The sequence below is a fragment of the Paenibacillus mobilis genome, from assembly GCF_058267595.1.
Window position 1 is genome coordinate 31,112 of record NZ_JBZCMS010000009.1, and the last position, 26,307, is coordinate 57,418.

Annotated in this window: 31 protein-coding genes and 1 pseudogene; 6 read left to right on the forward strand and 26 right to left on the reverse strand. The window is 42.5% G+C overall.

Going from position 1 to position 26,307, the window contains the following annotated elements; translation table 11 throughout:
- Window positions 1-484: 484 nt before the first annotated feature.
- The 6 genes and pseudogenes from AC3ZPD_RS16515 to AC3ZPD_RS16540 all read right to left on the reverse strand — a co-directional run bounded on the left by AC3ZPD_RS16515 (window position 485) and on the right by AC3ZPD_RS16540 (window position 5,781).
- The gene (locus AC3ZPD_RS16515; RefSeq protein WP_490985390.1) at window positions 485-1,006 is read right to left on the reverse strand and encodes a hypothetical protein; all 522 of its coding nucleotides are present in this window, start codon (window positions 1,004-1,006) and stop codon (window positions 485-487) included.
- A 37-nt stretch (window positions 1,007-1,043) separates the two neighbouring features.
- Window positions 1,044-1,436 carry a hypothetical protein gene (locus AC3ZPD_RS16520; RefSeq protein WP_490985391.1) on the reverse strand — a complete coding sequence of 131 codons (393 nt, stop codon included), beginning with the start codon at window positions 1,434-1,436 and terminating at the stop codon, window positions 1,044-1,046.
- Window positions 1,437-1,475: 39 nt separating this feature from the next.
- Window positions 1,476-1,765: pseudogene (locus tag AC3ZPD_RS16525) on the reverse strand (VOC family protein).
- A gap of 53 nt (window positions 1,766-1,818) precedes the next feature.
- Window positions 1,819-2,178 carry a hypothetical protein gene (locus AC3ZPD_RS16530; protein ID WP_490985392.1) on the reverse strand — a complete coding sequence of 120 codons (360 nt, stop codon included), beginning with the start codon at window positions 2,176-2,178 and terminating at the stop codon, window positions 1,819-1,821.
- Between the two features lie 215 nt (window positions 2,179-2,393).
- Complete coding sequence (locus AC3ZPD_RS16535) at window positions 2,394-4,022, reverse strand: helix-turn-helix domain-containing protein (RefSeq protein WP_490985393.1); 1,629 nt, start codon at window positions 4,020-4,022, stop codon at window positions 2,394-2,396.
- The gene (locus tag AC3ZPD_RS16540) at window positions 3,997-5,781 is read right to left on the reverse strand and encodes a sensor histidine kinase (protein ID WP_490985394.1); all 1,785 of its coding nucleotides are present in this window, start codon (window positions 5,779-5,781) and stop codon (window positions 3,997-3,999) included. Before AC3ZPD_RS16540 ends, AC3ZPD_RS16535 begins: the two co-directional genes overlap by 26 nt.
- A gap of 209 nt (window positions 5,782-5,990) precedes the next feature.
- Between AC3ZPD_RS16540 and AC3ZPD_RS16545 the strand changes: the two genes are divergently transcribed.
- From AC3ZPD_RS16545 to AC3ZPD_RS16560, 4 genes are all read left to right on the forward strand, one after another.
- Window positions 5,991-7,418, forward strand: coding sequence for an ABC transporter substrate-binding protein (locus AC3ZPD_RS16545; protein ID WP_490985395.1), 1,428 nt, complete (start codon window positions 5,991-5,993; stop codon window positions 7,416-7,418).
- A gap of 75 nt (window positions 7,419-7,493) precedes the next feature.
- The gene (locus tag AC3ZPD_RS16550; RefSeq protein WP_490985396.1) at window positions 7,494-8,432 is read left to right on the forward strand and encodes a carbohydrate ABC transporter permease; all 939 of its coding nucleotides are present in this window, start codon (window positions 7,494-7,496) and stop codon (window positions 8,430-8,432) included.
- Between the two features lie 13 nt (window positions 8,433-8,445).
- Window positions 8,446-9,288: a carbohydrate ABC transporter permease gene (locus AC3ZPD_RS16555; RefSeq protein ID WP_490985397.1), complete on the forward strand. Its 843-nt coding sequence runs from the start codon at window positions 8,446-8,448 to the stop codon at window positions 9,286-9,288.
- Window positions 9,289-9,357: 69 nt separating this feature from the next.
- Entirely contained in the window at window positions 9,358-10,287 is a 930-nt protein-coding gene (locus tag AC3ZPD_RS16560; protein ID WP_490985398.1) for a dihydrodipicolinate synthase family protein, read from the forward strand.
- 149 nt (window positions 10,288-10,436) lie between these two features.
- On the opposite strand, the gene AC3ZPD_RS16565 is transcribed toward AC3ZPD_RS16560, so the two are convergent.
- The 18 genes from AC3ZPD_RS16565 to xerA all read right to left on the reverse strand — a co-directional run bounded on the left by AC3ZPD_RS16565 (window position 10,437) and on the right by xerA (window position 22,057).
- On the reverse strand, window positions 10,437-10,907 hold the full coding sequence (locus tag AC3ZPD_RS16565) for a hypothetical protein (protein ID WP_490985399.1): 471 nt from the start codon (window positions 10,905-10,907) through the stop codon (window positions 10,437-10,439).
- 154 nt (window positions 10,908-11,061) lie between these two features.
- Complete coding sequence (locus AC3ZPD_RS16570) at window positions 11,062-11,517, reverse strand: GNAT family N-acetyltransferase (protein ID WP_490985400.1); 456 nt, start codon at window positions 11,515-11,517, stop codon at window positions 11,062-11,064.
- 103 nt (window positions 11,518-11,620) lie between these two features.
- Complete coding sequence (locus tag AC3ZPD_RS16575; protein ID WP_490985401.1) at window positions 11,621-11,815, reverse strand: glyoxalase superfamily protein; 195 nt, start codon at window positions 11,813-11,815, stop codon at window positions 11,621-11,623.
- Entirely contained in the window at window positions 11,816-12,379 is a 564-nt protein-coding gene (locus AC3ZPD_RS16580; RefSeq protein ID WP_490985402.1) for a GNAT family N-acetyltransferase, read from the reverse strand.
- 75 nt (window positions 12,380-12,454) lie between these two features.
- Window positions 12,455-13,108, reverse strand: coding sequence for a lysozyme inhibitor LprI family protein (locus tag AC3ZPD_RS16585; RefSeq protein ID WP_490985403.1), 654 nt, complete (start codon window positions 13,106-13,108; stop codon window positions 12,455-12,457).
- Between the two features lie 301 nt (window positions 13,109-13,409).
- A complete protein-coding gene (locus AC3ZPD_RS16590; RefSeq protein WP_490985404.1) occupies window positions 13,410-13,637 on the reverse strand; it encodes a hypothetical protein in 228 nt (75 codons plus the stop codon).
- Between the two features lie 533 nt (window positions 13,638-14,170).
- Window positions 14,171-14,746: a dihydrofolate reductase family protein gene (locus tag AC3ZPD_RS16595; RefSeq protein ID WP_490985405.1), complete on the reverse strand. Its 576-nt coding sequence runs from the start codon at window positions 14,744-14,746 to the stop codon at window positions 14,171-14,173.
- Window positions 14,747-15,110: 364 nt separating this feature from the next.
- Window positions 15,111-15,497, reverse strand: a complete 387-nt coding sequence (locus AC3ZPD_RS16600; protein WP_490985406.1) for a DNA-binding protein — start codon at window positions 15,495-15,497, stop codon at window positions 15,111-15,113.
- Between the two features lie 39 nt (window positions 15,498-15,536).
- A complete protein-coding gene (locus AC3ZPD_RS16605; RefSeq protein ID WP_490985407.1) occupies window positions 15,537-16,016 on the reverse strand; it encodes a DinB family protein in 480 nt (159 codons plus the stop codon).
- Between the two features lie 302 nt (window positions 16,017-16,318).
- Window positions 16,319-16,888 carry a GNAT family N-acetyltransferase gene (locus tag AC3ZPD_RS16610; protein WP_490985408.1) on the reverse strand — a complete coding sequence of 190 codons (570 nt, stop codon included), beginning with the start codon at window positions 16,886-16,888 and terminating at the stop codon, window positions 16,319-16,321.
- 317 nt (window positions 16,889-17,205) lie between these two features.
- Window positions 17,206-17,475, reverse strand: a complete 270-nt coding sequence (locus AC3ZPD_RS16615) for a type II toxin-antitoxin system RelE family toxin (RefSeq protein ID WP_490985409.1) — start codon at window positions 17,473-17,475, stop codon at window positions 17,206-17,208.
- Window positions 17,459-17,683: a hypothetical protein gene (locus tag AC3ZPD_RS16620; RefSeq protein ID WP_490985410.1), complete on the reverse strand. Its 225-nt coding sequence runs from the start codon at window positions 17,681-17,683 to the stop codon at window positions 17,459-17,461. The genes AC3ZPD_RS16615 and AC3ZPD_RS16620 overlap by 17 nt, the downstream gene beginning before the upstream one ends.
- A gap of 315 nt (window positions 17,684-17,998) precedes the next feature.
- The gene (locus AC3ZPD_RS16625; RefSeq protein ID WP_490985411.1) at window positions 17,999-18,370 is read right to left on the reverse strand and encodes a retropepsin-like aspartic protease family protein; all 372 of its coding nucleotides are present in this window, start codon (window positions 18,368-18,370) and stop codon (window positions 17,999-18,001) included.
- Complete coding sequence (locus AC3ZPD_RS16630; RefSeq protein WP_490985412.1) at window positions 18,360-18,617, reverse strand: hypothetical protein; 258 nt, start codon at window positions 18,615-18,617, stop codon at window positions 18,360-18,362. Before AC3ZPD_RS16630 ends, AC3ZPD_RS16625 begins: the two co-directional genes overlap by 11 nt.
- A 373-nt stretch (window positions 18,618-18,990) precedes the next feature.
- On the reverse strand, window positions 18,991-19,254 hold the full coding sequence (locus tag AC3ZPD_RS16635; protein ID WP_490985413.1) for a hypothetical protein: 264 nt from the start codon (window positions 19,252-19,254) through the stop codon (window positions 18,991-18,993).
- 582 nt (window positions 19,255-19,836) lie between these two features.
- Window positions 19,837-20,031, reverse strand: a complete 195-nt coding sequence (locus AC3ZPD_RS16640) for a hypothetical protein (protein ID WP_490985414.1) — start codon at window positions 20,029-20,031, stop codon at window positions 19,837-19,839.
- A gap of 10 nt (window positions 20,032-20,041) precedes the next feature.
- Window positions 20,042-20,932: a hypothetical protein gene (locus AC3ZPD_RS16645; protein ID WP_490985415.1), complete on the reverse strand. Its 891-nt coding sequence runs from the start codon at window positions 20,930-20,932 to the stop codon at window positions 20,042-20,044.
- A gap of 141 nt (window positions 20,933-21,073) precedes the next feature.
- Window positions 21,074-22,057 (reverse strand): site-specific tyrosine recombinase/integron integrase, encoded by a 984-nt coding sequence (gene xerA, locus AC3ZPD_RS16650; RefSeq protein ID WP_490985416.1) that lies wholly within the window; start codon window positions 22,055-22,057, stop codon window positions 21,074-21,076.
- A 566-nt stretch (window positions 22,058-22,623) separates the two neighbouring features.
- Between xerA and AC3ZPD_RS16655 the strand changes: the two genes are divergently transcribed.
- Window positions 22,624-23,112, forward strand: coding sequence for a pyridoxamine 5'-phosphate oxidase family protein (locus AC3ZPD_RS16655; RefSeq protein ID WP_490985417.1), 489 nt, complete (start codon window positions 22,624-22,626; stop codon window positions 23,110-23,112).
- A gap of 158 nt (window positions 23,113-23,270) precedes the next feature.
- On the opposite strand, the gene AC3ZPD_RS16660 is transcribed toward AC3ZPD_RS16655, so the two are convergent.
- A complete protein-coding gene (locus AC3ZPD_RS16660) occupies window positions 23,271-23,957 on the reverse strand; it encodes a TetR/AcrR family transcriptional regulator (protein WP_490985418.1) in 687 nt (228 codons plus the stop codon).
- A gap of 145 nt (window positions 23,958-24,102) precedes the next feature.
- Between AC3ZPD_RS16660 and AC3ZPD_RS16665 the strand changes: the two genes are divergently transcribed.
- Window positions 24,103-25,455, forward strand: coding sequence for an MATE family efflux transporter (locus AC3ZPD_RS16665; RefSeq protein ID WP_490985419.1), 1,353 nt, complete (start codon window positions 24,103-24,105; stop codon window positions 25,453-25,455).
- Between the two features lie 142 nt (window positions 25,456-25,597).
- Here the strand turns inward: AC3ZPD_RS16665 and AC3ZPD_RS16670 are convergent, their stop codons facing one another.
- A complete protein-coding gene (locus AC3ZPD_RS16670) occupies window positions 25,598-26,305 on the reverse strand; it encodes a DNA alkylation repair protein (RefSeq protein ID WP_490985420.1) in 708 nt (235 codons plus the stop codon).
- Window positions 26,306-26,307 lie beyond the last annotated feature (2 nt).

A 26,307-nucleotide genomic window follows, 5' to 3' on the forward strand; every position in this document is an offset into this window, starting at 1 on the left:
CATACCCCTTAATGGAAACCGCTTACAAAAAAACTTTGCCTTTCCTCCTTTCACAAACTTCATTATAGGAATCCCGGGCAAAAGCGGTACCAGAGGAACTAAAGAATTTACCGAGATTTTTAAAGGTGATTTGGAGAAGGAGGGGGAGATGGATCCTTTATGGCAGCGATCCCTTAATGGCTGAGTTGCATGAATCCGTTTGGAGGATGTAGACTTTATTCCGCAGAGAGGATTACCTGAATTTGCTTCGTTGCTTCTTTTTACTTTGTCAGGGAAACTGCCCCGATTTGAATGCAAAACTTTTTATAAAACAAAACACGCCCTAACCTTTTCACGTATGGGCGTGTTCTCATTTGTATATTATTTCTGCGGTAGGCCGATCCCGTTTTCTAATCATCTGCTCGGCCTCGCTCGAAAAGCTGACTTTATAATTCGAGTTCACGCCCGCTGCATGAACGATATTGCGGAACTTCTTCGATTGCATTCAAGATTCCTTTACCTTGTCTCCACCAAAATAAAAACCTTTAAGCTGTTGATCAAAGAAATCTGTTAAGTTTTCCTGGTCAATGGTATAGATGATTTGTCCGGCCCTTATATCTGTTCTTGTTACAAAAATCTGCTCAAGATCATATTGAATTCTTATTTCTTCTCTGTTCTTTAATCTAAAAACAATGCCTGCGCTAATGCTGGTATTTGAAGGTATATTATTCAACTCTACAAGTTTTGAATCAGGCACAGTATTAATCCAGTTTACAATGTTATTAATCTCATCCTTATTTAATTTCACTTCTATCCAATCAATAAATGCGCCCGAATCCTTTCTGGTATAATGCACTTTGGACATCACGGTGCTTGAAATCTGCTTTACTTGAATGACTTTATTTAATTTTGACTTACCCGTGAAATTAATATCACCTAGACAAAGATATAATGTCCCCACAAAGAGAACAAGGATCATCATTGTTCTACTGCCCTTTAAATTATTGAAAATCGCACTCTCCCCCAAGGTATGAGTTTCTTCCTCCCATTAAAGTAACATCAACTCAGCTATGTAAGTTATTAACGACCCACCCTATAATCATTCCCCCAATCGTATTAACGACTGCCAGAACCCTAATGATCTTGCTTTGCTTCCCTACTTCATAATCTCTTTTCAGAACCAATCCAAGAAAAAAGGCAATCAAACCAAACACCACCGGGCTAAATAAATAGGGTAAAAATGCAGCTATCCAGCTTAGGGTTAATAATATGTTTTTTCCATCTTTCCGCTTGGTTTCTGCCTCTGAGGTAAAATCCCCATCGTTTTTCTCAACTGCTCTTTTAATGAACAAATAGACGGCGAAAATAATTAAAATAGCTGCTACAGCGAATAGCAGAAAATGATTAAGGAAAATGGCGTTTTCAAAGTTGCTCCCTTTCGATGCCGTTTCTGCCATAGTTTAAAAAAACCCCTTTTAGGCTTAATCGTCTTTTCATTACTCCTTGTTATCCCATTCCGGATTCCAAACAATTTCCCACAGGTGTCCGTCCGGATCTTGAAAGTAACCGGAGTACCCTCCCCAAAAGGTATCGTGCGCCTGCACCGTTATGGTCGCTCCTGCCTTCCGTGCTTGTTCCATAACCAGGTCAACTTCTTCCTTGCTGCTTACATTGATTCAGTACCTACAATTCCTTCGGTCGGAAAACCCAGCCCATCTCTGTAAAATATAAGAGCCCGATCAAGATCATCTACACCAATCGTTATAACAGTAACTCTTGCTTTCATTTCATTACTCCCCTTTACTGGACGGATCATCCGTTGTTTACCTTACTAGTTATTTAGCGAAGTTCATCAATCGCTTGAATAGACAGTTCCAACGCTTTAATTCTTCTTTCCAGAAGGGTTCTTTGCGGACTGCCCGTCTTTGCCTTAGCATAACTGTTATTGATGGATGGAATTAAGCCGATAATAACATCGCGGGCTTCTGTTAGATCTTCCTGAGGATAAGGCTGGGAACTTTGATTCCAAACGTTTTCTAGCGCAGCCAGGCCGATGCGGACAGCTTTAAGTCTTTTCTTAACCAGGGTCGTATTTGCGCCATGATTAGTCATTTGGGATAAGGCATTTTCGAGCTTGCGAATGGTCGACTGCAAAGCTTTTATGGATTCCAACTTATCTAAATCCGGTACCACTTCCATCTAGACAGCATCCTTTCTTAGCCCCCGGGACTAACATCAGGCTTAAATAAAAAACCGCCTTAGGCGCTAACCTTCGGGCGGATCTTCGATGCTTAAGGAAAACATGCCTTTAATCGTCCTTCCTATTGTACCATTATATACCATTAAAATGAAGAACGATTGTTCGTTTTTATCTTGATCCTTAAACTCTTTAGTTTCGTCTATCATTTTAGCTCCTACAAAAACTTGTTCCGGTATTGCTGCGGGGTTTCACCTAAATACTTCTTGAAAGAATAGCTGAAATATTGAGCGTTCTCATAGCCCAAATCCTCGGAAATCTCCATAATCTTCATTGCTGTGCCGGCCAGCATTTTTTTAGCCTCCTTCATCTTCATTTCGATGATGTATTCATTGATCGTTTTTCCCGTCTCGCGTTTGAACACGGCACAAATATAGGTAGGGGACATAAATACTTCATTCGCAATCTCGGCGAGTGAAAGATTGGCTTTATAATGCTGGCCTACATAACGTTTAATGCCCTCGACCAAGGTACTATGCTTTTTGTTATATTTCGCACTATAATATTCGGCCATGCAGCGCAGCATATGGCTGACATACGGTTTAATCTCCGAAATGGACTCTGCCTTCATGATGGATTGCAGGCAAACCATGTAAGCTTCAGTTACCTCTTCGACTTCCCCTTCGGTCTCGCATATTTCGCGATGGGCATCAATGATTAATTCAAGAAAACGTCCCCGAATATACTCCTGAGAAAACTGATTGGCTTGCGCCAGCAGGGAATAATAGTCTTCAAACCTTTTTAGTACTTTTTGGTATTTGCCCATTTTCACCTCGGTTAACAGGAACTTTTGCAGTTCGTTTAATCGGGCATTATGAGTCATATCCGTTATTTTATCGGATGTATTGGAGCGGATAATATCATCAATATGAATGATGGAATTATTGCCTGTATAAAACTTGTAGCTTAACGCCTTGCAGGCACAATTATAGGACTGATTCGCCGCTCCGACGTTTACAGCGTTTCCGACACCGATGGACAGCGAAATTCCCTCGAAATCAATAAGCAGCTGCTCAATGCCCTCAAAGATCTGACTCATCTTCTCTTCCCGGCAGTACTCGCCGCTAAAAATCATGACAAATTCATTATCCTTGGTCGTCAAACAGGTTCCGGCCTGAAAATGGTTTAATATTTGCTCGATGATGTTTTTAATGGAGAAGTTGAAAAATTGCACGCGCTCAACGCCTTTGCTTTTTACCCGTTGTTCGTACTCATCCATTTTGGCGACAGCAACCGTAATGTCCTGTTCCATCTTTAACGGCAGATTGAAATAGGACAGACGCTCCCGAAGCTCATCTTGGCCCTGCATCCCCTCCAGGACAAGATGGTTCAAAAATTTATCCCGCATCAAGGACATGTTTTCGGAAAGCTGGGACGACAGACGCTCAATCACCTGTTCGCGCTGGCACTCCATTTCGATCGTGTCCCGCACCTTTTTTAGAGTGGAGACCACCTCTTTAAGCTGAATGGGCTTAAGGATGTATCCGGCCGCTTTTACATTTAACGCCGTTCTGGCATAGTTAAAATCCTGCACGCCGCTAATTAGGACGATTCTGGTTTGGATGTCCTGTTCCATGAGCTGAATAGCCACTTCCAAACCATTGCAAAACGGCATTTGGATATCCGTGACCAAAATGTCCGGCCGAAGCTCCAGACATAAATCGAGAGCCTTTCTGCCATGATCCGCCATTCCAACCACCTCCATGCCCAGCTCGCGCCAAGGAATGGAATCATTTAAAATTTCTGTGACCATCCAATCGTCATCTGCAAGAACTACTGTTATCATCTTGTTCCTCCGGCGTATAATTCTTGGGAATTCTGACTTCAACCGTAATTCCTTCTGATTTGTTTCGGGTGTAGAGAATGCCGTACGCTTCTCCAAAAGTGTTTTGGAGCCGGCGGTGGACGTTTCTGACGGCAAAGGAATGCTCCATCGGTTCAGCGGAATCGAGCAGCCGGTTAAGTTCTTCCACATCGGCGCCGACACCGTTATCCGTGATCAGAAGGACTATTTTATCCTCTGTCTGCCTGGCCGAAATCGTAATTTCCAGCTCGCCCTTTTCATGATCAAAGCCATGAAGAATTGAATTTTCGACCAAAGGCTGGATCACCAGCTTGACGATCCTTTTTCTCCGGAATTCACGTGGAATGTCTATGCTATATCGCAATTTGGAACCGAACCTTTTGGATTGGATCTCCAGGTAGCTATGGGTATGGTTGATCTCCTCATCAAGAGTGATGATGGCACGCCCTTTGCTGAGAGAATACCGGTAGAAATTGGCAAGGGAGTTGATCATTTCGCTGATGACCGGCACGTTATATTTAATGGCATACATATTAATCGAATCTAACGTATTGTATAAAAAATGCGGGTTGATTTGGGCCTGCAGAAACCGGAGCTGTGCATCCTTGGCAAGCAGCTCCGCCTGCTGCTTATTTAAATCGCTAACGTACAATTTTTCGATTAAATCCTTGATCTGGCCGATCATTTGCTTATATTGCCTGATTAAGTAGCCGAATTCGTCCTTTTTGTTATATTTGATGCTGATCTCAAAGTTATTCCCTTTCACCGTACGCATGGAGGCAACCAGCTTCGTAATCGGACTGGAAATGTAACGCGAGAGAAAGAAAGCGGCCAAAAGGGCCAAAGTCATGCAAAGGATAAGAATAAGCACCACGATTCGCGTGAGCCGGGTTTGATCGGAATTGATTTCGCTTAAATTCGTTAAATCGACGATTCTCCAATCGATATTATCCATCATTTTGGAGGAGACAAGCACTTTTTCCCCTTCCAAGCCCCTAATTTGCGATTTGCCGGCCTTCAAATCAAGCGTCTGGATAAAGCTGTTTTCGGCTTTTGTCAGAACGTCGCTGCTAAAAATGATTTGATTGCTGCCGTCCAGAATGCAGATTTTGCTCTCCGCTGAAGGCTTGTAGCTGGCCAGCACGCTGTTGATCGATTTATTTTCCAGCTCAATCGTAACCAAAGCGGCGTATTCATATTGATCCGCGTTCTTTAAACTGAATATCCTTCTTGCCACAATCATATGGTCTTGACCGGGAAGCGCATCGACTACAAAATTTTTGTTTTTGCTGTTCACGTACCACGGTTCATTTTCTATCGCGGAAATATCCTGAACCTTGGATGAAATATCATACTTCCGATATTCCGGCCTGTTGATTAAATAAATCGTAGGCACGATAGCTGAAATGGGGGAGGCGTAATAGTTCGACAAATAATAGCTGTCCAGTGCGCGGTCCAGCTTAATAATCTGCCTGATGTTTTCGGACAAATCCGTAGTCGGACTCTCGCCGAGCACCTCTTGAATCATGGGATTTAATGAAATCAAGGTGGTCATCTCATTGATGAATTCCAACCTCTCCTGAACAATTAACCGCGCGGAATCCAAATTTTTCTCAATGAGCTCGCTCATCTTTTTGTTGATAATTCCGGTTGAGCCCATATAAACAATTACCGTGATAATGACAGAAGGAACTAATATCGATGCAAGGAAATACACCACTAAACGCTTACGTATATTCATAGGTATTCTCCACCCGCTCAGATCCCCTCTTCGAGTATCATGAAGCCTCCCAAGTACAACCGAAATTATAGCATAGCAAAAAGATAGCGCATACATTTGCATAATATTTTTAACTTTTTCCCTCAAGTTTTTATATTTTAATGCTTTTCTAAACTTGCTAACATAAAACGCGAAAGCGCTTTACAAATACTCAAAGGGGGAACTCAAACTTGAAAACACGTAGATTAAACCTGCCTCGCCGCCTCGGTCTGGCATGCCTGAGTTTGGTGATGGGCGCCGCCGTCTTGGCCGGCTGCTCCAGCGGCAAATCCGGCACCGGCAGCTCTTCGGGCAGCAATTCGGAAGCCGCACCCGCAGCCAAAATGGAAACCGTACGCGTATGGACAAACGACGCTTCCTACAAACCCGTTATGGACCCTATCGTTGATAAATACAACAAAGGCCAGGGCTTAAAAGACGGCATCAACATCGAATACAAAGTGTACGGAAGCAACTACGATGATGTATTAAAGGTTGCGCTGGCAGCCGGTCAAGGTCCGGAGTTGTATAAATTTGTCGGCACCGTCAAAGAGCCCTTCATTAACTCGGGGTGGATGCTTCCCATTGACGATCTGCCGGGAGGAAAGGAATTCCTCAGCACCTATCAGGATATTTTGATTAAGGGGTATACGACGTTTAATGATAAGACCTACAGCGTCCCTTTCAAAGTGTTGACGACGAAATTTATGTATAACAAAGACTTATTGAAAAAGTCAGGGTTCACGGAACCTCCCGCCACTTGGGATCAAGTCGTTGCCTATGCGAAGAAAATTACCGAGGACAATAAAGGCAGCGCTTACGGTTACGGCGTACACTTGAAAGATTCGGCTTCTTCGGGAAAATGGTATTTCGCCTCCCAGTTTGCAAGCTCGGTCGGTAATATGGGATTCGACTTTGCCACCGGCAAATTTACTTTTACAGACTTTAAGGACAATATCGAAAAAATACTCCAAATGAAGAAGGATGGAAGCATCTTCCCAGGAGGAGAAGGCATGGACAACGATTCGCTTATGGCGCAGTTCGCTGCGGGAAGAATCGCTATGCTGCCGGGCGTGAACTGGGATGTCTCCACACTCGATAAATTTTGGCAAGAAACCGGAACCAAATTTGATCTTGGCGTCACCGACACTCCGGTCCTTGATCCGGCGGATAAGCACAAAAACTATGCTCAGATCGCAGATGCTCTTTGCGTCGGGCCCAGCGCCAATAACATGCCGGAGAAGGTTATGAAGGTCTACGAATTGTTCCACAGCGACGAAGCTTTGAAAGCGATTCAAAATAACGAAATTGATTTTATCGCCAGAAAGGATATTCAGGCTCAGGCTCCCTCCAGCTATAAAAAAGCGGGAACCGCCGAATTTGCGGACACGTCCAACTCTTATTTTTCACCTACTCCGCCCGATGGCGTCATTACGATTGAAGGGCAGCCTTACCAGAATACCATCGTCAATCTGATCGCCGGATCCAGTTCGGATGTGTCAAAGGTTCTTACCGATTTGACCAATCGTTATAACACAGCTCTGGATCAAGCAGTCGCAAACGGCTTGGATCTTACCCAGTATGTGGATAAAGACTGGGATACCCAATCTTCCAAATAGTGCAGAGCGTAAACAAAGAGTTAACCATCGAAAGTATGGCACACTTTCAATTTTAAGAAAGAAGGCAGCGCCTCTATGAATGGTATTCAACGGAAATCGGCCGGAAAGCATCTAAACTTTCAACGTAAAGATAATCTCCAAGCCTATTTGATGCTGGCTCCGATGCTCATCGGATTTGCCTTGTTTACCATTTACCCGATGGTATGGCTGATCCGCTGGTCATGGTTTGACTATAACGGCATTTCAAATGCAAAGTTCATTGGGCTTGACAACTATGTTCGCGCTTTCATGCGGGACAGCAACTACTGGGATTCATTAATCAATACCGCATTCATTGTGGTCGTCAAATTTGTGCTGGAAATCCCTCTGGCCCTGTTTCTTGCCGTTGTGCTTAACAGTCAGAAGAAAATCAATTCCTTTTTCAGGACTGTATTTTTTTCTCCCACAATCGTCAGTACAGCTATTGTCGGGATCGTATTTTTTCTCATGTTCGAACCGTTTCAAGGCGCCGTTAACCAGGTGCTTAAATCCCTCCACCTCATTTCTGCTCCAATCAACTGGTTTGGGGACAAATGGCTTGCCGATATTGTCATTGTCGTTTCCAGCGTCTGGAAGGGTTTCGGCGTTAACATGATCTTCTTCATCATGGGTCTTCAGAACATTCCCCGGGATATTTATGAATGCGCGGAAATCGACGGGGTAACCAAATGGCAAAAGTTTAGCAAAATTACCCTGCCCATGCTCGCTTCCACAGGGAAAGTTGTGATGATGCTCTTCATCGTAAACAGCATAAAAATGTCCGATCTGGTTCTGGTACTGACCAATGGGCAGCCGGGCGGCTCGACAGAGGTCGTGATGTCTTACACCTTTAAGTACTTCTTCTCATACGGTGCGGCCGATGTGGTTAGCCAGTATGGCTACTCTTCAGCGCTGGCCGTTATAACAGCCCTGATTCTGTCCGTTGTCGTCGGCCTGTATTTGAAGCTTACCCAACATGTAGGAGACCATTACTAAGGGGAACAAAAGGATGAAAACTAGAACAGCCATTGAGGTCATTTCGCTATACCTCTTTCTGGTGCTGCTCACCATTTTGGTCATTTTTCCGATCTTTTACATCGTGATCAGCTCATTAAAAAACACAGCGAGCATTTTAACCTCTACCTCCTTTTTTCCGGAGACCGTTACTTTTAACAACTATGCGAGAGCCTGGAATTTGTCCAATTTTAAGCTTTACGTGTGGAACAGTGTTTATATGTGCGCGTTCATCGTCATTGGGACCATCCTGACTTCCATCTCTTCAGGTTATGTGTTCTCACGCGGGCATTTTGCAGGCAAACGCCCTTTGCTTGCTCTGATTACCTTTTCCATGTTCATTTCCGCAGGGAGCTTGTATCTCTATCCGCAGCTTAATATTGCCAAAGCCCTGCATTTGAACAACTCGCTATGGGGAGTCATCATCATCTATATTTTTGGCATCAATGTCACCAATCTTTATTTAGCCAAGGGTTTCATCGACGGCATCCCCAAGGAGATTGATGAAGCGGCCAAGGTGGACGGGTGCAGCTTTTTCAGAATCTTTTACAACATTATATTCCCGCTTACCAAACCTCTGATTGCCACCGTCGGATTGCTGGCCTTTATGAATTCGTGGAACGATTACCTGCTGCCTTTGGTCTTTACCTTGGGGAATCCCGACAAGCAGCCTCTTGTGGTAGGGATTGTGTCCATGAAAACCTCCGGGGAATCCGTGACCTCCTGGGACTTGATGATGGCGGGCACCGTCATGTCCGTTCTGCCGATGTTGATTGTATTCATTGCGCTGAACAAGTATTTTGTCTCCGGACTGACCAGTGGGGCGGTTAAAGGGTAAGGGTTTCCTTTCGGCCATTCCATAGGTTTATTTCTACCCAAAAATTCAAAACAGATTGGAGAGATTTCAATGCAAAGCAAACTGATCACAGGTGTTCTCCCTGCGCTGGTCACCCCTCTCGACCATGAAGGGAACGTTAGAACGGAGCTGGCTCCAGCCTTGATAGACATGTATGTGAAGCAGCAGGCGGACGGTTTGTATATGCTTGGCTGGACCGGGGAAGGCCAGTATTTAAGCGTCGCCAAAAGAAAACAATGGGCCGAAGCCGTTTTAAAGGCTGCCGGGGATCAATTCCCGATTTTTGTCCACGTCGGTTATAACGACAATTTACAGGATTCCGTCGACCTCGCTGCCCATGCGGCTGAACACGGAGCGTACGCGGTAGCTTCCGTCGGTATTTCCGAGCATGCTACCTTGCAGGACAATGTGGATTACTTCAAACGGATTTCCGCTGCCGCTCCCAACGTCCCCTTCTATATTTATTGGGTCGCCATGGGAAAAACCTTGACCGGCGGAAAAGACATTGAACCTGCACAGCTTCTTGAGGCCATGAAAGAGGTACCTACTTTTCGGGGGATTAAATTCACGGACAACAACTTTTATTTCCTGGAAAGGTTCAAAAAACACCAGCCCGGCCTTAACATTCTAACGGGGGCTGACGAATTGGCCGTGTGTTCACAGCTTATGGGAGCGGATGGCAATATCGGGGCCCTGCAGGCCATTACCTGCTATCACCATAAAGTGATGATGAGGAAAATCAATGCAGGCCTTTATGATGAGGCCCGGCAGCTTCAATACCGCGCCAACGAAGTCACCGAAGCGTATTCCAAAGCGGGGATCGGGAATTTACCGGGAATCAAATTTATTTTAGAAGAAGTCTTTCACATTCCTGTCGGTTACTGTTCACCTGACGGCCCCTTTGCGGGCATCCATCATACAGCCGCTACAGCCGGTGAGCTTCTTGAAGTTTTCAGGAAAAATATTCTGATCAAAGAATAATCCGTTTGGGTCGTGTTTAAAATCTAGGCCCGGTACCAGACGGTACCGGGCCTTAGCTTTTTTTAAGAGGGATAATTCTCAAGAGAGCTTTGGGGCTAATACGTTTTGGGGCTGACTCTTTAATTTGTATCCCCCTGGATTTATTCGATTTATTTTTTCGCTTTTAAATGCTGAATGTGCACTCCGATATGTCCTATACCAAGCAGGATAACAAATGCAATCAGCCAAATAACTTTTCCATAAATGCCCAGCAGTAAAAAAGCCATAACAGGCAGACTGGCAAGAGGTACGGGAATCCCATAAAAACTACGATAAAATTCTTCCTCTGTCTGTTCATTAGTAAAATATCTAATCCAGCAAATTTCATAACCAATCATGAGTAAAAATGAGGCTAGGAGCCACAAACTCCAAGCTGAAAAAGCCGCAATGTTAAAATCATTAAAAATTAACACACTGCCCGTACAGCCTACTTGTCCAATTCGTTCAAACCCTACTAATCCTTTATTTTCATGCGTTTTTTCATGATCAATCGGCTGCCTCTTACTCCAAATGAGATTTGGGATAAACAACATTAATAAATAAATCAGACCTACATAGGAGAAGCCTAAATGTCCCAGCATATCTTATCTCCTCAACCTGTTATGAATTAATTGTCCGTCGATTTCAGTTAGCGTTCCCGTGTTCACAAAGTCCTACCCACCTTAAGCCCCAGTGGGGCGACCGGGAGGCGATAGGTGCGAGGATGTGTCCCTGGACCAAGAAGGAACCGACACATCAAACATTTTTAGGTTTTGTCCATTCATACTTTATATCTTCAAGCTGCTCTTCATTTTCATTTCCTCGACTAACAATCCTAAAGCCGTTTCTTTCGTAAAATTTCTGAGCTCGCTTGTTGACTTCAAAGGTGTATAAAAAAAGCCTGCCATTCGATTGCTGTTTGGCAAGATTTAGAAGCCTTTTCCCTATTCCTCTTCCTTGATATTGAGGATGAATATACAACTGATTAATCCAACTCTCGTTACAAGCTAGCACGCCTATTACTTGTTTACTTGCATCTTCAATTGCAATATAAACTCTATTGTCTTTAATCAATATATGATTCAGGAAAAATACATGATCTTCAAAAGAATGTATTTCTTTTTGCCCAATCGCTTGTTCCTTGCTTTCCCTCCACATCTTAACCGTTTGTAATGCGAAGGAGGGGTCATATTCGATAATTGTAAATTCCATTCGAACCAGCTCCTCATTTCAATCCAGGAGCCAACGGCCCCGCAGCTTGAATGCTGTGTTCCAGATGTCGTCGACTGCCTCGGGATTTTTGCAATTCGCATTTTTACTTCATTGTTTCTTTATCCTTATATTCATAAAAAATATTTCCGTTTCCAAACGGATCTATCACACAACATTCCTCACTTCCCCAAGGAGTGGTTTCCAACCCAGGCTTTGAATAATTATTTTGCTTATTAGCGTGAATATGATCGATAGGATTCGATAGGATGTTAACGCCTTCTCGAACCACTATCACCATTTATTTAACTAGAGCGTATATATGAGTATCTCTTATCTGACTCTTATCTGTTGATAAATCATCACCTCTTAATGTTCCTTCTAATTGAAAACCTAATCGTTCTGGAATCGCCTTACTCTTATCATTTAAAGTATCACAACGAATTTCTACTCTTCTCGCTTTTAACTCTGTAAAAGCAAAATTGGTTATTCCTTGAACTGCTTCAGTCATATACCCATTACCGCTCATACGCGTATCAATCCAGTATCCAATTTCAAATTTACGTATCTCCCAATCCGGCTTAATCAATCCGCATAAACCAATGAATTTTCTAGTTTCTTTATCGAATATCAGAAATCTAAGATCTTCTCTCTTAATAAACTTTACATGTGCTTCTCGTAAATTTGCTTCGGTTGCCTGTTCAGAATCTTCAAACTGTGCAAAAAGTAGCAGCCACTCCTTGAGTTCGTTGAGCGATGAGATTATGCTTTCATACACGATCTTGCCATCCCCAGGTAGAGGTCTTCTAATCAATAACCTTTCAGTTGTAAATTCGTTTGGAAAATCTATTAGGATTGGATTCATTTTATAATCTCCTCTGTATCTATTAATATGTGTTTTATCCGACCCAGTATGAATACAGGGTTATGCGTTCCAACTCTATTTTTTACTTTGGTATACAAACTCAACTTCACCATCTAGTAAATATCGATATTCAAATAATTGCATTGTTCTTTCCCTAATTCGCTCCCTTATAACCTTGTCTAGGCTTACTGATCCTTGTGATCCAAGGTAACCATTATTAATAAATGTCTTCTCTACAAATTTTGTTTCACTTAAGTGATACTGTAACCATTCTTTCTGCGATTCAATGAGTGCTTCACTTGGTTCTTTATCCAACTTAGAAAGAAGCTTTTCATATATTTGATTCAACTCTTTATCCCAAATCTCTGTATATTTGCTTTCTAACGCCCCCCATCCCAATGTTGTAGTAATCTCTTTGGAATTTTGTAATTCATTAAATTCGACTTCATAATCATGATCTATAGGATTTCGAAGCATTTCATCATAAAATTCTCCAGTCAAATCATAGTTCCCAATGCTCATGGATAACACTTCATTGTTAGAAGGATCTGATGGCCCTCCCGTTATTCCTTTCGATTCTGTATCATTACCTGTACTCCTTACATCAGGAGGCTGTTCAGAATTCATTATTGATTTAGTTTCGCTGTTCAAGGCAGTAGATTGACTAATATTTTGACAAGATGAAATCACTAACGTTATAAAAAATAATAAGAGTATCTTACCTTTCATAAATTCTCTCCTTAAATATTCTCTTTAATATTTACCAGTAACCTGATGAATCCACCTACTTCGATTAAACTAAAACATTCTCCTATTCCTTGTATACAGTTTTTTCTTTATTCTTTTATATATAGTATTTTCCCTTTAGCTATTGTCTTACTATTTAGTCATATAAATTCTTTTTCTTCTTTCAATAAATTGTTAAGTACTTCTTTCGAGTCATAAAACATAATTGATGTTGAAAAATCATTAACCGGTATATTCTTTTGTCCACCTTCATTTTATCGGAGTTCATGCCCTCCTTGAATTACTATACAATTATCTTGTACCATCCTGTATCTCCTAAAAAATCATCTCTTGTTACATGATCTTCTCCTAATATTTGTCGGTAGTTATTAATTGTTCCATCATGTGTGATTAAATAAACAGTACACTTCAAAGTCTTTATCCATTCAATAAATCGTTCTACTAATTCCTTAAATAATAATCCGTCAAGTTTATTTATTCCTTCAATCCATATATCTTCATTAAAATCCAACACTTCAAAATCCTGATATAATTCCTCAATCTCTTTTCTTTTATATATTTCATCGCATGTTAAAGTAATCCATTCATGGGCTTACAATAACAATGTCTTTATGTTTTAACAAAAGTATCTCAGATAATTTCCGGGCCTGTTCTTTTCCCCTTTCAGTCAGAGTCGGATGAGAAATATTTAGACTCATTGGCAAATTAATAGTGTGTTCTCCTTGAGCATGCCTAATAAATATCATCTCCATCGAATCACACCTTTCTTAACAAGCTTGCATAAATTTCCGGTAACGCCTCTCATATTCACGAAAAGACCCGGCCTTAGATAGCTCCTATCTTAGGCCGGGTCGCGTGTTGTCTGAGCATGCTTCCATGTTTATACATTTGACACCCAAGGGGTAAGCCTCGCAGCGTGAATTCGATGTTATAGGATGTCAATACCTCTCCGAAATACAAAACCATCCTTCATTTTTAACTATCATTCCCGTTAGTTCAGCCCCGTTGACTGATTGGATAATGCAAACTACTTCACGAGGCTAGTCATCTAACCGTCTGGTAATAGAGACCAATGGCTCCTGAATCGAATGTTTTATTTTCGATAAGTTTAAGATTGGTCTTCTCTTGGAGTCCTTGAAACAATGGCAGCCCGCTGCCAATCAGGACAGGAGAAACCGTGATTTTGTACTCATCGATTAGATCAAGACCCATCACGTAATGCGCAAACCTGGGACTGCCGAGGATGACCATATCCTTGCCTGGCTGTTGTTTGAGATTCTTGATCTCTTCCTCGACATCTTCCTTCACCAGTCTGGAATTGTTCCATTCGACTTTCTCCAGCGTCGTGGAAAATACGATTTTGGCTGTCTTTTCGATCCACTCGGCATGATTCCGTTCATATTGCGAAGCTGATGGGTTCGAAGGCACAGATGGCCAGTAACTGTGCATCATCTGATAAGTCCCACGTCCCCAAATGACAGTGTCGGCAGTACTCAAAATTTCTTTCGCGTGTTTCTCCAAATCAGCATCGTAGGAAACCCAGCCAATGTCCATTTCACCGTTCGGCCCTTCTACAAAACCGTCAAGCGATGCGTGCAGGAATAGAACGAGTTTTCTCATTTTCAGTTCTCCTTTGTTAATATGATGTAATGTACCGACTACAAGATACCATGTAAAGGTTAGGTATGTTTCTTATAAATTGCTAATCTACCCTGCCCGTTAGTTTAATTCAACAAAACATTTAAACAGGTTTTGATTTGTTTATTCTTTCACTATTTCCTATAACGTTCCCGTGTTCAAAACGTCCCACCACCTTAAGCAAACGTAGTGAGCGGCAGCGACAAGGTTAGGTGGTGCGGACGTATCCCGGCGGCAACTGCTTCCTCGACTTATCTTCGGAAACAAGGCGGCTTATCCGCCGATGCGTGAATAGGGTATTAGCTCATATGTGCGACCTTCTCGAATCAACTTTCAAGAAAATTGTTTAGTGTACTGCGAGTCCTTCCGTATATTCTCTTCTCTGTGTAGTTACGTCCTTTATCCAATTTGTCAAATCAGTTTTGCTAATAAATATTTCGTTATTAATTTTGAAATATGGAAACATCTCACCTGGAAATGATCCCATCGTATTTAATGTATTTTGTTCCGATTGGATAATATATGTTACTTGTTCTTCTGTAAGGTTAAGATACTCAGCTGCTTGTTTAATGTTTAGTAAAGGTGAGTTAATTAATTTCTCTTGTCCTTCTGCAATATTTAATTCCTGCTTAGTTTCCGTTACATCTTTCGTTGTAATTATCAAACAACCTATGATTAATGAAGCGCCAATTATTAAACTACATATAACGCTTGTTATATGTGTAGCCCTCATGCTTCACTCTCCTACGTTTCTAATTTTTCTTTTATATGCTTAATTATCAAATAACCCTCTGCCAATCAAATTTGCAGTAACCGGCTTCACGCCAATTTCTCGTGACCATATAGATAATTGACCGATGTGATGGATCTCGTGGGCGATCACGTGCCGCATCACTTCGCCGTATTTATGAGGCTCCCTTTCCCCTTCATCCGTAATATCAATCATAATGCAGTCTTCCAGACTGTCATTCCAATCATAAACAAATGGGGCTAGTTCCTCGTGGCAACGGGCGGAAAAGTCTTTTAACTGCTGTAAGCTTGCCACTTCCTTGAATTGTGGGATATTAATCGCTTTGTCTTGTATTCCACCACATATCCAGCCATACTCGACTGCCACTATGTGATACAACGTGGGGAGAATGTACCCAATACCGCCAGTGCGTTGGTTCAGTAATTCTTCTTCACTTACAGTTCCACACCAATCAAACCAATCTCTGCGAACTTGCCAGTTATATTCGAATAGCTTTAACATGCGGTAGCCTCCTAAAAAAGATACTCATTCCATTCGCGGAATCCTAACTATATCTGAATGTTGGTTGCATAATGCTCCTCTGAGAACGCATTTTATCAGCTCTTCGGAAGTTTCGCATAACGTTTCCGTGTTCACGACGTCCCACCACCTTAAGGCTCCGTAGGAGCCGGCCGCGATGCGGTTAGGTGGTGCGGATGTGTCGATGTGTCCCGGCAATCACTTCTTCGACTTATCTTCCGGGACCGAGGAGGGGCGTAGCCCCGACGTTGCGTGAACACATTGTTATCTGAAGGAACTACCTTCTAAGAATTAGCCAAAAAATCTCTTTTAAGTATTGAATACATTTTTTGGTCTTTATAGATTCCTTTTATTTTCAGCTGTTCCCGCAATGTACCCTCTAAAGACATACCTAATTTCTCCATGACTCGGGCTGACCCCACATTATCATGATTACAACGCCCTTCTATACGATTCGCATCCAATTTGTTAAAGCAATACGATATGATTTCCCTTGTTGCTTCAGTTATGACTCCCTGATTCCAATACTGTTTCGACAATACAAAACCAATCTCAGTTTTATCATGAGCTGGGTCCCATGAAATCAAGCCAGTTCTACCTATTAACTTCTTACTGTCAATATCAACAATTCCCCAGTGGTAAGATTGTTTAGACTTATACTTCTCAATTACACGATTTAGGTATTGGAAAGAATCATCAATGGTTCTGTGGGTTTTCCACAGCGTATATGTTGTTACCTCAGGGTCAGAAGCAAAGTTAAAATAATCTTGCGCATCATTAATATCTATTCTCCGAAGTAACAAACGATTCGTTTTGAAGTCAGGTGATTCAGAGAACAGTTTTTCAACATCCATGAGATTGCCCCCCATAATACGAATTGTAGTTCTTTCAGATAACGTTCCCAGTGTTCACGAACCTGAGAGGCTTAAAGGAGCGCATGCGACTGGATCCGCTAGGACTTAGCCTCGCAGTGGTTGTCGCCTGATTCCACTTCCCTGCTACTAAATTCGCTACATTATGAATCCCTTCTTCTACTTCCAGGCGACCTAGGAACCTTCAGGTTCCGCAGTGTCAATACGCTGTTATAAGATGTTGGCGACTTCTTGATACACTTAGTTAATTCTTTATTAAATGACAACACGCCCGAACATTTTCATGTATGGGCGTGTTGTCATTTGTATATGTCACCTCTGGGTCCTATACGGATTACAAAGACGATGAGTTCATTATCAATGATTTCATATATTATTCTATAATTACCTACTCTTAGTCTATAGATTTTATCTTCCTTTCCTTTCATTTTCTTAATGTTGGGGCCATGATAGGGTTCTTCACTCAATTGATCAAGCGCTATGATTATTCTCTTGGCAGTAGATCGATCTAACTTCCTAATAGTCTTCTCTGCTTCGTTTGAAAATTTAACTTTATAGTTCAAGTTCACGCTTTAAATCCTCCAAGGATTTCGTCTGACCACTTCGGTATTCATTACGTCCCTGTTCTATCGCCTCTAAATCAGCTACGGTCAAATATTCATCGTCTTCTTCCATTTGTTTTTCTAGTAGCCAAGATAAAAAACTCTTTGCAACCACTTTATTCTTCTCATTCAAATGATCTATAATTTTTTCAAATTCATCCTTGGGCATACTCATGAATTTACCTCCTTTTCATGATCATCTTAATTATACTCCAGTATAACAAGATGATCCATATTGGATCTTTATATACCTCATCTGTGAAATACCTTCATATTACATGTTTGCGCCAATTTCTTATAACGTTGCGCATCTACGACGCGACCCGACCTTAGATAACTCTTATCTTAGGTCGGGTCGTGTGTTGTCTGAATATTCTTCTAGCCTTCACACCTGACATCCAAGGGGCGAATGCCCCGCAGCGTAGATGTATTGTTATATGATGTCGGCGACTTCTCAGATTCCTCTTATTAATGCCATTCATTCTATTGGTTAAGTATGTAATTCTAATGTTTTCAAGTCAATAATAAAGCTGTGTTGTTTAAGAATATCCAATCCGAGCAACCCTTTATGGTCCTTCGGCAATATACCAACATCTATTTCTATATTCTCAATGCTTCTTGTACCTATTTCAACCCTGTCCATAATTTTTGTATAGAAAGGAACGCTTCCCCCAATCCCATATGCTTCATATATAGAATCACCTGTTTCGTAGGTCACACCTATTTCCTCCAAAATATCAGGACTAATTATAGTATGTGAGGACCCTGTATCTATAATCACATCATCTATTCTTAATGCTCTTCCTCTGAATGTAACGGTAAGCGACGTCGTAATTAACTGTCCATCATAGTTAATTTTCATTACTATTACGTCTCACTCTTATTAATGGGTCCCGGCGAATATGGATCACAAATTCTTGATTTGAAGTATGGTATACTAAATTCCCAGGCTCTGCTTGAAAAAACTCTTTATTAGCCTCTTGCTTTGATATAGTACGAATTGGTGCAACTTCATCTACTATTTTTTTGTTGCCTTCCTCATGATAATTAAGTATGGACACCAGAACAAATTGGTCAGGAAACAATTCTCTTACTTCTTGCCATTTCATTCGTTCTACCTCCCACAAATTCTTACCATTTCTTTTTCCTATCTTGATTTTATCATACTTATAGTTCAGCATTCTCATTGTATTTTATATCATCTTTTTTCCGCCGATTACATATAACGTTGTTGTATTCACGACGCCCCACCACCTTAAGGTCACGAAGTGACCGGCCGCGATGCGGTTAGGGTGGTGCGGGTGTGTCCGGCTGAATCTACCTCCCTGCTGCTGAAATGCCTCGCTGAATCCACTTCTAACTCCGGCCGGACCGAGGGCCGAATGGCCCGATGCGTGAATACGGTGTTATATGATGCTGGCGACCACTTGATTTACCTTCAAAATTGATTGTTATTCTATTTTACAAATTTTTATCATTAGTTTATTTTAGTGGTGAGTCTTCTTTTGTCCATTCAGTAGGTCCTTCGGAATTAGGCATAAACTTCCTCCAATATTGACCAGTTTGTTTATCAAATATGATTACGTTATCGTCATTTGCACTTACAAATTCATATCTTTCTTTAGATTCATTTCCCTTTATATTTGTTGATGCCCCCCTATCTTGAAAAAATCCTTGAATAAACCCTAAAAGTATAAATCCAATGATTACTGAAAATCCTAAAATGAGACTAGATTTAATATTCATGGTTTCCTCCGATCCTAAATTTTATTTGCAATTCACAAGTTTCAGATAACGTCTTTGTATTCACGAAACGCCCCAACCTTAGATAGCTCTTATCTTAGGTTGGGGCGTTTGTTGTCTGAGCTTCTTCCATGATTATACATCCGACAACCAAGGGGCGATAGCCCCGCAGCGTAAATACGGTGTTAAGCGATGCTTCTGACCTCTTGGATTACATCCCAATTATTATTGGAATTACTTCGATTCCGAGTTCACTTCGTACAGTCTTTGTATATGCCGGATTTGTTTCGGTTCCGAATTCACTTCGTTATAGTCCTTGCATTCGCCGGGCTTGCCTCGGTTCCGAATTCGCTTCGTTATAGTCTTTGCATTCGCCGGGCTTGCCCCGGTTTCGAGTTTACTTCATACATTTCTTGTTTTTGTAGATGTTATTATGAATTCTATAGTCTTTCGGAAGTTTCGCTTAACGTTCCTGTATTCACGACTCGACGTATGTCGAGTGTCCGGCGCATGCCGGACCCAGGACGCATGTCCGCAGCGTGAATATTATGTTATGTGAAGTCATGTGATGTTAAAGTCATAATTCTAAAACTTTCTGCTTATATCTTTTTTCGAAATCGTTTCATTTTTAATTTCACTTACTTCTTGAGCGACAATATCGAATATAGCATCTAATAATTCGGATATATAAGGATTATCTAAGTAAAGGAGAAGATCAGGATATTGCGACTCAAATCTGTTCAACATTTTTTCTTTTATACTCGAACTTGAAGTATACATTGCTATCCTCCTAAAATAAGCTGCTTTTTCGTTCATACTTATTTGTTATTGTAATAATGATTAACTCAAGGATCTCAACCAGATCATCAAGTGATAACTCAACTTTATTTTTTATATTAAAATATTTTTCTATGTTAGGATCTATATTTAAATATTTATTAAATTCTTCATTTATTTTCTTCTTTTCGTCTACTGTCAAATCTGGAATACCTACGACTCTTTCACTTAAAATCATTTCATTCAAAACATTTTGTTTTCTATTAATTAAATCTTCTAAATTAAAAATTGATCTAATACCTGCTTCATTGCCCTCAATTTCTTTTCCCAAATTTTTTATTTGAGTTTTTAAAGAATCAAACGCACTTTGTTCGACATTGTCCATTTGTTCAATATAAGAAATTACCTCTTCTTCTAAAGACAATAATTTTTCTCTAAGGTAACTTGGCATTTGATAATATCTAGAGTCGTTTTTGATTCGCATCCACACTTCAAATTGAGTAAAATTCCGATTCCTTCGTACTGGATTAAATGATATTTGCACTACATTATTGTTAGATAAATCTTTATAAAGACTTTTGAATTCAATAAGCAAAGGTTCATAGATTGTTTTCTTATTTATTATCGCACTTTTTATATGATTACTTTGAATCAATGAATATATAGTAACAAAGTAAGTTATAGCTCCACCCACAGTAGCTCCTAATAATGATGCAAGTATCGCTACACTACCTGAATTATTAAGAAATTTAAAAACATCTAAATTGGACGAATTGAAAAAATTAATCAAGAAATTAGATAAAACTGCAAGAGATAAGATTAAAATAATTATCAAAATAAACCTTAATATAATTGGATGTTTTAATCTTGCCTTTGCTAAAGATGTTTTTAAAGACTTACTCATTTTTATCCTCCTCTTTTTAATGATTTCACATAACGTCATTTATCCGAACTTCACATAAATACCACATATCGGTAATTCTCCGAACTTCTTCTAGTATAATCCATAAAGAGGTATAGGCGAAGTACATTTTGATCTACCCGCCTATTCCCTTTTCTCCAGATCCATCCGATCAAGCGGACTCTGGATACGTTGTATGTTTTTTGTGCTGACATGGGTATAACGCTGGGTAGTTCGGGCACTCTGGTGACCGAGCAGCTCCTGGATATACCGGAGGTCGGTTCCGCCCTCCAGTAAATGAGTCGCAAAAGAGTGGCGCAGCGAGTGAATACTTACTTTTTTGACTATCCCCGCTTGTCTTCTCGCCTCTTCAAACACTTTCTGGATAGTACGCTCGGTTACGTGACGTCCGGGATTCTGTCCTGGAAACAACCATTCCTCAGGCTGAAACTGAGCCATATAGGATTGCACCATGTTCATAGCCGCTCGAGATAAGAGAGTATTCCGGTCTTTTCTCCCTTTCCCTTGCCGGACACGCAAGGTCTGCCTTTCCGTATCCAGATCGGTCATCCGCAGCCGGACCACCTCGCTTACTCTTAGCCCGGAGGAATAGGTCAGATATAGAACGGCTTTATGTTTGATATTCGTTACAGACTTTAAAAGCTTTATCACCTCGTTTTCCGACAAAACGTTGGGCAAGGTATGCTGCTTTTTAGGACGGATATACTGGATTTCATTCACCGGCTTGTTTAACACGTACTTGGCGTAGAAGCGGATCGCGCTGATCGTCTGATTCACGCTGGAATGGGAGATGTGATTAGCCAGTAGAGCCAGACAATATTTCTGAACAGCCTCGCTGCTGATCTCGGGCGCATCCGGCGGAAGGGTCTGCACAAAACGCTTTACCTGGCTGCAATAGGCCTTGATCGTCTTGCTGCTGTAACCGCGCTTCTTTAACTCTTCGATCAAGACTGCACGATTAAAACTGTTTTTGTTCCTCTCGTCTTTTTCAATCGCTCCCATCCATTCGCACTCCTTCAGCAGCATGGGTTCAAACGAAAGAAGCTTTCTTGGAAACATCTCAAGCAGCTGCAAAATGACAGATTTCTTATACGGAACGATCCACAATTTCTGCTCGGCATCCCAACGTCTTCCCTGAATCCTGCGGATGGACATATGCCCGGATGGTAAGGCAGCTTGATGCCCAGTGAATCAGCGTTCAATTTTACAACCTCTATCCTGGTCATGACCTCTCCCTTTCGAAAAAAGTTACCGAAAACCGTCTTCGCCTAGTTTCCTTCAAACGCGGATAACAAAAAAAGGCCGCTTTCTCCCCTTAGGGAAAAGAAAACCGCCTTCCGATACTTTCGGAATCTATTAAAAACCCCTATGAAATGAATCTCCTTTCATCATTCTATACGAAGCAGACGAATCCCATCAATAGCAAGCAGCCCAAGCAGCCAGTCATTCGCCTCCACTTCATTCCTTCCAACAGCGAAATCCCCGCCTTGTAGACAACCCTACAGAAGCCAGCCCCCCACCTTCGTTCCCCCTACAGAAGAGCCTTGCTTCCGCCAAGGGTTAACGACTCTAGTACTGCTTCCGCCAGGGGTTAATGCCTCTAAACAAGGTTTAACACCCCTTAATGGGGTAATAATAAAGGAATACCATTTACGGGAAGGTGATCGAAAATCATGAATACGACCTCTCAAAACCAGCAAGCAGTGGAGCAAGTTCGTGAGCTGATCAAAGGCATAGAAACGGCGATGCTGACAACGGTATCGGAAGAAGGGCTGGTCTCTCGTCCCATGAAAACCCAGGAGGTAGAGTTCGATGGCGACCTCTGGTTTCTGACCCAAAAAGACACGGACAAATTCCACGAGCTGCTCCATAACCGCCAAGTGAATGTGGCTTATGCCGGCAAATCCTTCGTTTCCATTCGAGGCGAAGCCGAGCTTGTGGACGAGCCCGAGAAGCTGAAGGAATTCTGGAGCCCGGCATACGAGAAAGTTCTGGACACCACCCCTGACGATCCGAATCTTATTCTGATCAAGGTAAAAGCAGATGCCGCCGAATATTGGGATGCGGGCAACAAGTTTAAAATGGGGAAATTTTTGTTCCGCAGACTGCTTGGCAAAAATACCGAAGATACCGATATCAACCGAACTATCGAATTAAATTAAGAGCCCGAGCGCTTTTCTTGGTTTAGCCTCTACTCCCCCATAAGATCCCAACAATCGCCAATAACGCCCCTCCGACTTTCGGACGGGCGTTTAATCCGTGTTTCGACTTCTTTTTCCACATTACTTCTGTTCTTTAGTTACTTCTCCTGCTCGTTCTCCTACTCCTGCCCCTTCTCCTGAATCACCTGCTCAATCCCGAGCAGAATCAGCTTCAAACCAAATTCAAACGCACTGTCGGTCCCCATCAGCTCGAACAGCCCATGGGTGAACATTCTCCGGAACAGTCCGGCTTCCGAATCACTCATGGTGTCCAGAAGGCGGACCATTTCCTCACCCGGAAGCGCGTCTGGATCCTCCTTAACAATAGCAGCGACATTACGCTCATGCTGATAGGCGTCCAGAACGAAATAGAAGACATAGTTCACAAGCGTGGTCACCACTTGCATTTTCTGCTCTTGCTCCAGCGGCGTCGATTCCACGCAAAGCAGCATACGGTTGGTAAACCGGATAATATCCGGTTCGTGAGGCAGCGTCATCATCATAAGCTGCGTGGAGCAGGGATACCGGCTGAGCACGCTCCTCACCGTTACCGCCAGTCCCGTCAGCTGCTCCTTCCAGTCCCCCTCGGAGTGGAACTCCTCCAGAATGATTTTCGATACCTGGTTGGCCAGGCGCTGGTAAAGATCTTGCTTGCTTTTAAAATACCAGTACAGAGAAGGAGCCTGGATTCCCAGCCGGTCGGCGAGCCGCCTCAAGCTAAATTTCTCGATCCCCTCTTCCCCCAGAAGCCCCCACGAGGCTTCTAAAATCTTATCCTCCGAAATCTGAGGCTGCTGCTTTTTCATAAGATCCATCCTTTTATCTAACAGTGTAAGTTTATGCTTTACAGGTTTATAAGTTCATGATATCATCTAACACTGTAAGGTTCAAACTAACACTGTTAGATTGGGACAAAATCTATCAAAATCTATAAAGAAAGCCGTGATCCGCATGGATGCAGAAAACCTCCATTACTTTGAAAAAGTACCCATCTCCAAAGCCGTAGCTCACTTCGCCGTCCCGATGATGCTGGGCACGTCAATGAGCGTCATCTATTCCATCTTGAATGCCTATTTCCTGGGCACACTCAACAATACCGCCATGTTAACCGCACTTGCCTTAACCTTGCCGTTGTTCGCCGTCATTATGGCTTTAGGCAATTTGATCGGCATGGGCAGCGGGACTTTCATCTCGCGTTTGCTTGGGGAGAAAAAATACGAGGATGTCAAACACGTGTCCTCCTTCGCTTTTTACAGCAGCCTGTTTCTAGGTCTTCTCGTTATTGCCGTCGGCCTCCCGTTGATCGATCCCATCGTTCACGGCCTGGGCGCAACATCAGACTCCTTTAGCTTCACGAAAGACTATGTCACGGTTATGCTGATCGGTTCGCCATTTGTTGTCTTATTTTTTACATTGGAAAATATCGTTCGCTCTGAGGGGGCGGCCATCACCTCGATGATCGGGATGATTCTCAGCGTTATCGTAAATATTTTGCTCGACGCGCTGGTCATCTTCGTCTTCCATTGGGGCGTCATCGGCGTTGCCTCTGCAACGGTCATTTCCAACATGGTCGCGAGTGCCTTCTACGCCTTCCATATGGGATCCAAAAGCCAATTCCTAACGGTCTCCGTAAAATGGTTCCGGGCTACCAGAGACATTCTCGGCAATGTTTTTAAAATCGGGGTGCCCGTATTTATTATGAGCATTTTCCTCGGGGCCATGTCGCTGATCTTTAACCGTTTCCTGGTTGAATATGGGGATCAGGCCGTAGCGGCTTACGGCATTTCCTCCCGGTTGCTGCAATTTCCGGAGTTTATTCTGATGGGCTTGTGCGAGGGGGTTGTGCCGCTTATTGCCTTCACTTTTACAGCCAATAAATTGCGGATGAAACATACGATTGGATTTACGATCAAAACGATTGTAGCTTTAGCCGCCCTATTCGGCGTGATCGTTTACCTCATTTCCGACCACTTGATCGGATTATTTACGAATGACCTGCAATTGATTCAAATGGGCAGCTACATTTTGCACGTCACATTTTTATCCTTGTTTATTACAGGCATGACCACGTTGTTTACCGGGATCTTCCAAGCTACGGCGCAAGGAACCGCTGCGTTCATTATGTCCATTATTCAGGGAATTACGCTGATTCCGGTGCTGTTTATCGCCGATCGGCTGAACGGCTTCCACGGGGTGGTCTGGTCCCTCGTCATTGCGGATGCCGCCGCGTTCCTGGTTGGAGCCGTCATGCTGTATGTTCTGCGGAATAAACTGCAGCCGGATTTGGAGCAGCTGGTCCAGTAGCAGGCCGTTGGTTCAGTAGGCGGTGGGTGTAATATAGGCCGCTACAGTAAGCAGTCAGTCTCGTAAAATACAAAAGGGCAGCCGGTCAAATGACCCGCTGCCCTTATTATTTTTATGGAGCTAAAGCTCGCTTAACCGAATGCTAACACCTTACATGCTTGCGTTTAAAACCAAGTTTCCCTCGGTCCGCCATCTTTTGAATATTTTCTACAGCGTTTAAAGTCTTGATCTTCCCTTTATTGTCTTTGACTTCTACCGGATGTACCGCCTTCGCGGCTGCTACGGCTTTGTCATGAAGAGGTAAATAGGAAGTAGCCACCGTATACAGGAAATTATTCATCGAATATTTCGTTCGTTCAGGAGCGCCCGGGATCGTTTTTTCCACTTGTTCAAGCATCCGGCTCAGTTTGCCTTCTGAAAATTCGCTATCCGGACGGCTGCCCAGCAGCCAGCAATAGCAGCTCCAGCCAGCGGACATTTTTAAATCTTCGCCGCTAGCCATCCACTTATCCGCAACATCTTGGGCAATATCCGCTTCCGACAAGGTTACCGCCACTACAAAATCGGAAAGCATGTAGAAATAGGCTGAATCCATCCAACGGTCATAGTCCGACTCGGTCATGGCGTTTGGCTCCGCAATAATGCCGGCAAAATACATCGCATCATAATTTCCCGTCGCATAAAGCTGCTCCGCCAAAGCCTGATTGAGCTTCGTTTTCTTGAAAATGGGCTTCATTTCGCCGGTAGCCACGCCAAACAGCGGTTCCCTCGCCCCGTTGGACAAGTACATTTTCTTGAGCCTTTCCTTGCCGAGAGCCTCAAGCTCCTGCATAACCGTTTCAAAATTCATCG

What these genes read in the sequence shown, in the direction of transcription:
- AC3ZPD_RS16520 (WP_490985391.1), bottom strand. Translation starts at nt 1,436, where the DNA reads ATGGCAGAAACGGCATCGAAAGGGAGCAACTTTGAAAACGCCATTTTC.
- AC3ZPD_RS16530 (WP_490985392.1), bottom strand. Translation starts at nt 2,178, where the DNA reads ATGGAAGTGGTACCGGATTTAGATAAGTTGGAATCCATAAAAGCTTTG.
- AC3ZPD_RS16535 (WP_490985393.1), bottom strand. Translation starts at nt 4,022, where the DNA reads ATGATAACAGTAGTTCTTGCAGATGACGATTGGATGGTCACAGAAATT.
- AC3ZPD_RS16540 (WP_490985394.1), bottom strand. Translation starts at nt 5,781, where the DNA reads ATGAATATACGTAAGCGTTTAGTGGTGTATTTCCTTGCATCGATATTA.
- AC3ZPD_RS16550 (WP_490985396.1), top strand. Translation starts at nt 7,494, where the DNA reads ATGAATGGTATTCAACGGAAATCGGCCGGAAAGCATCTAAACTTTCAA.
- AC3ZPD_RS16555 (WP_490985397.1), top strand. Translation starts at nt 8,446, where the DNA reads ATGAAAACTAGAACAGCCATTGAGGTCATTTCGCTATACCTCTTTCTG.
- AC3ZPD_RS16560 (WP_490985398.1), top strand. Translation starts at nt 9,358, where the DNA reads ATGCAAAGCAAACTGATCACAGGTGTTCTCCCTGCGCTGGTCACCCCT.
- AC3ZPD_RS16565 (WP_490985399.1), bottom strand. Translation starts at nt 10,907, where the DNA reads ATGCTGGGACATTTAGGCTTCTCCTATGTAGGTCTGATTTATTTATTA.
- AC3ZPD_RS16570 (WP_490985400.1), bottom strand. Translation starts at nt 11,517, where the DNA reads ATGGAATTTACAATTATCGAATATGACCCCTCCTTCGCATTACAAACG.
- AC3ZPD_RS16575 (WP_490985401.1), bottom strand. Translation starts at nt 11,815, where the DNA reads ATGGTGATAGTGGTTCGAGAAGGCGTTAACATCCTATCGAATCCTATC.
- AC3ZPD_RS16580 (WP_490985402.1), bottom strand. Translation starts at nt 12,379, where the DNA reads ATGAATCCAATCCTAATAGATTTTCCAAACGAATTTACAACTGAAAGG.
- AC3ZPD_RS16585 (WP_490985403.1), bottom strand. Translation starts at nt 13,108, where the DNA reads ATGAAAGGTAAGATACTCTTATTATTTTTTATAACGTTAGTGATTTCA.
- AC3ZPD_RS16595 (WP_490985405.1), bottom strand. Translation starts at nt 14,746, where the DNA reads ATGAGAAAACTCGTTCTATTCCTGCACGCATCGCTTGACGGTTTTGTA.
- AC3ZPD_RS16600 (WP_490985406.1), bottom strand. Translation starts at nt 15,497, where the DNA reads ATGAGGGCTACACATATAACAAGCGTTATATGTAGTTTAATAATTGGC.
- AC3ZPD_RS16605 (WP_490985407.1), bottom strand. Translation starts at nt 16,016, where the DNA reads ATGTTAAAGCTATTCGAATATAACTGGCAAGTTCGCAGAGATTGGTTT.
- AC3ZPD_RS16610 (WP_490985408.1), bottom strand. Translation starts at nt 16,888, where the DNA reads ATGGATGTTGAAAAACTGTTCTCTGAATCACCTGACTTCAAAACGAAT.
- AC3ZPD_RS16620 (WP_490985410.1), bottom strand. Translation starts at nt 17,683, where the DNA reads ATGAGTATGCCCAAGGATGAATTTGAAAAAATTATAGATCATTTGAAT.
- AC3ZPD_RS16625 (WP_490985411.1), bottom strand. Translation starts at nt 18,370, where the DNA reads ATGAAAATTAACTATGATGGACAGTTAATTACGACGTCGCTTACCGTT.
- AC3ZPD_RS16630 (WP_490985412.1), bottom strand. Translation starts at nt 18,617, where the DNA reads ATGAAATGGCAAGAAGTAAGAGAATTGTTTCCTGACCAATTTGTTCTG.
- AC3ZPD_RS16635 (WP_490985413.1), bottom strand. Translation starts at nt 19,254, where the DNA reads ATGAATATTAAATCTAGTCTCATTTTAGGATTTTCAGTAATCATTGGA.
- AC3ZPD_RS16640 (WP_490985414.1), bottom strand. Translation starts at nt 20,031, where the DNA reads ATGTATACTTCAAGTTCGAGTATAAAAGAAAAAATGTTGAACAGATTT.
- AC3ZPD_RS16645 (WP_490985415.1), bottom strand. Translation starts at nt 20,932, where the DNA reads ATGAGTAAGTCTTTAAAAACATCTTTAGCAAAGGCAAGATTAAAACAT.
- AC3ZPD_RS16655 (WP_490985417.1), top strand. Translation starts at nt 22,624, where the DNA reads ATGAATACGACCTCTCAAAACCAGCAAGCAGTGGAGCAAGTTCGTGAG.
- AC3ZPD_RS16660 (WP_490985418.1), bottom strand. Translation starts at nt 23,957, where the DNA reads ATGAAAAAGCAGCAGCCTCAGATTTCGGAGGATAAGATTTTAGAAGCC.
- AC3ZPD_RS16665 (WP_490985419.1), top strand. Translation starts at nt 24,103, where the DNA reads ATGGATGCAGAAAACCTCCATTACTTTGAAAAAGTACCCATCTCCAAA.
- AC3ZPD_RS16670 (WP_490985420.1), bottom strand. Translation starts at nt 26,305, where the DNA reads ATGAATTTTGAAACGGTTATGCAGGAGCTTGAGGCTCTCGGCAAGGAA.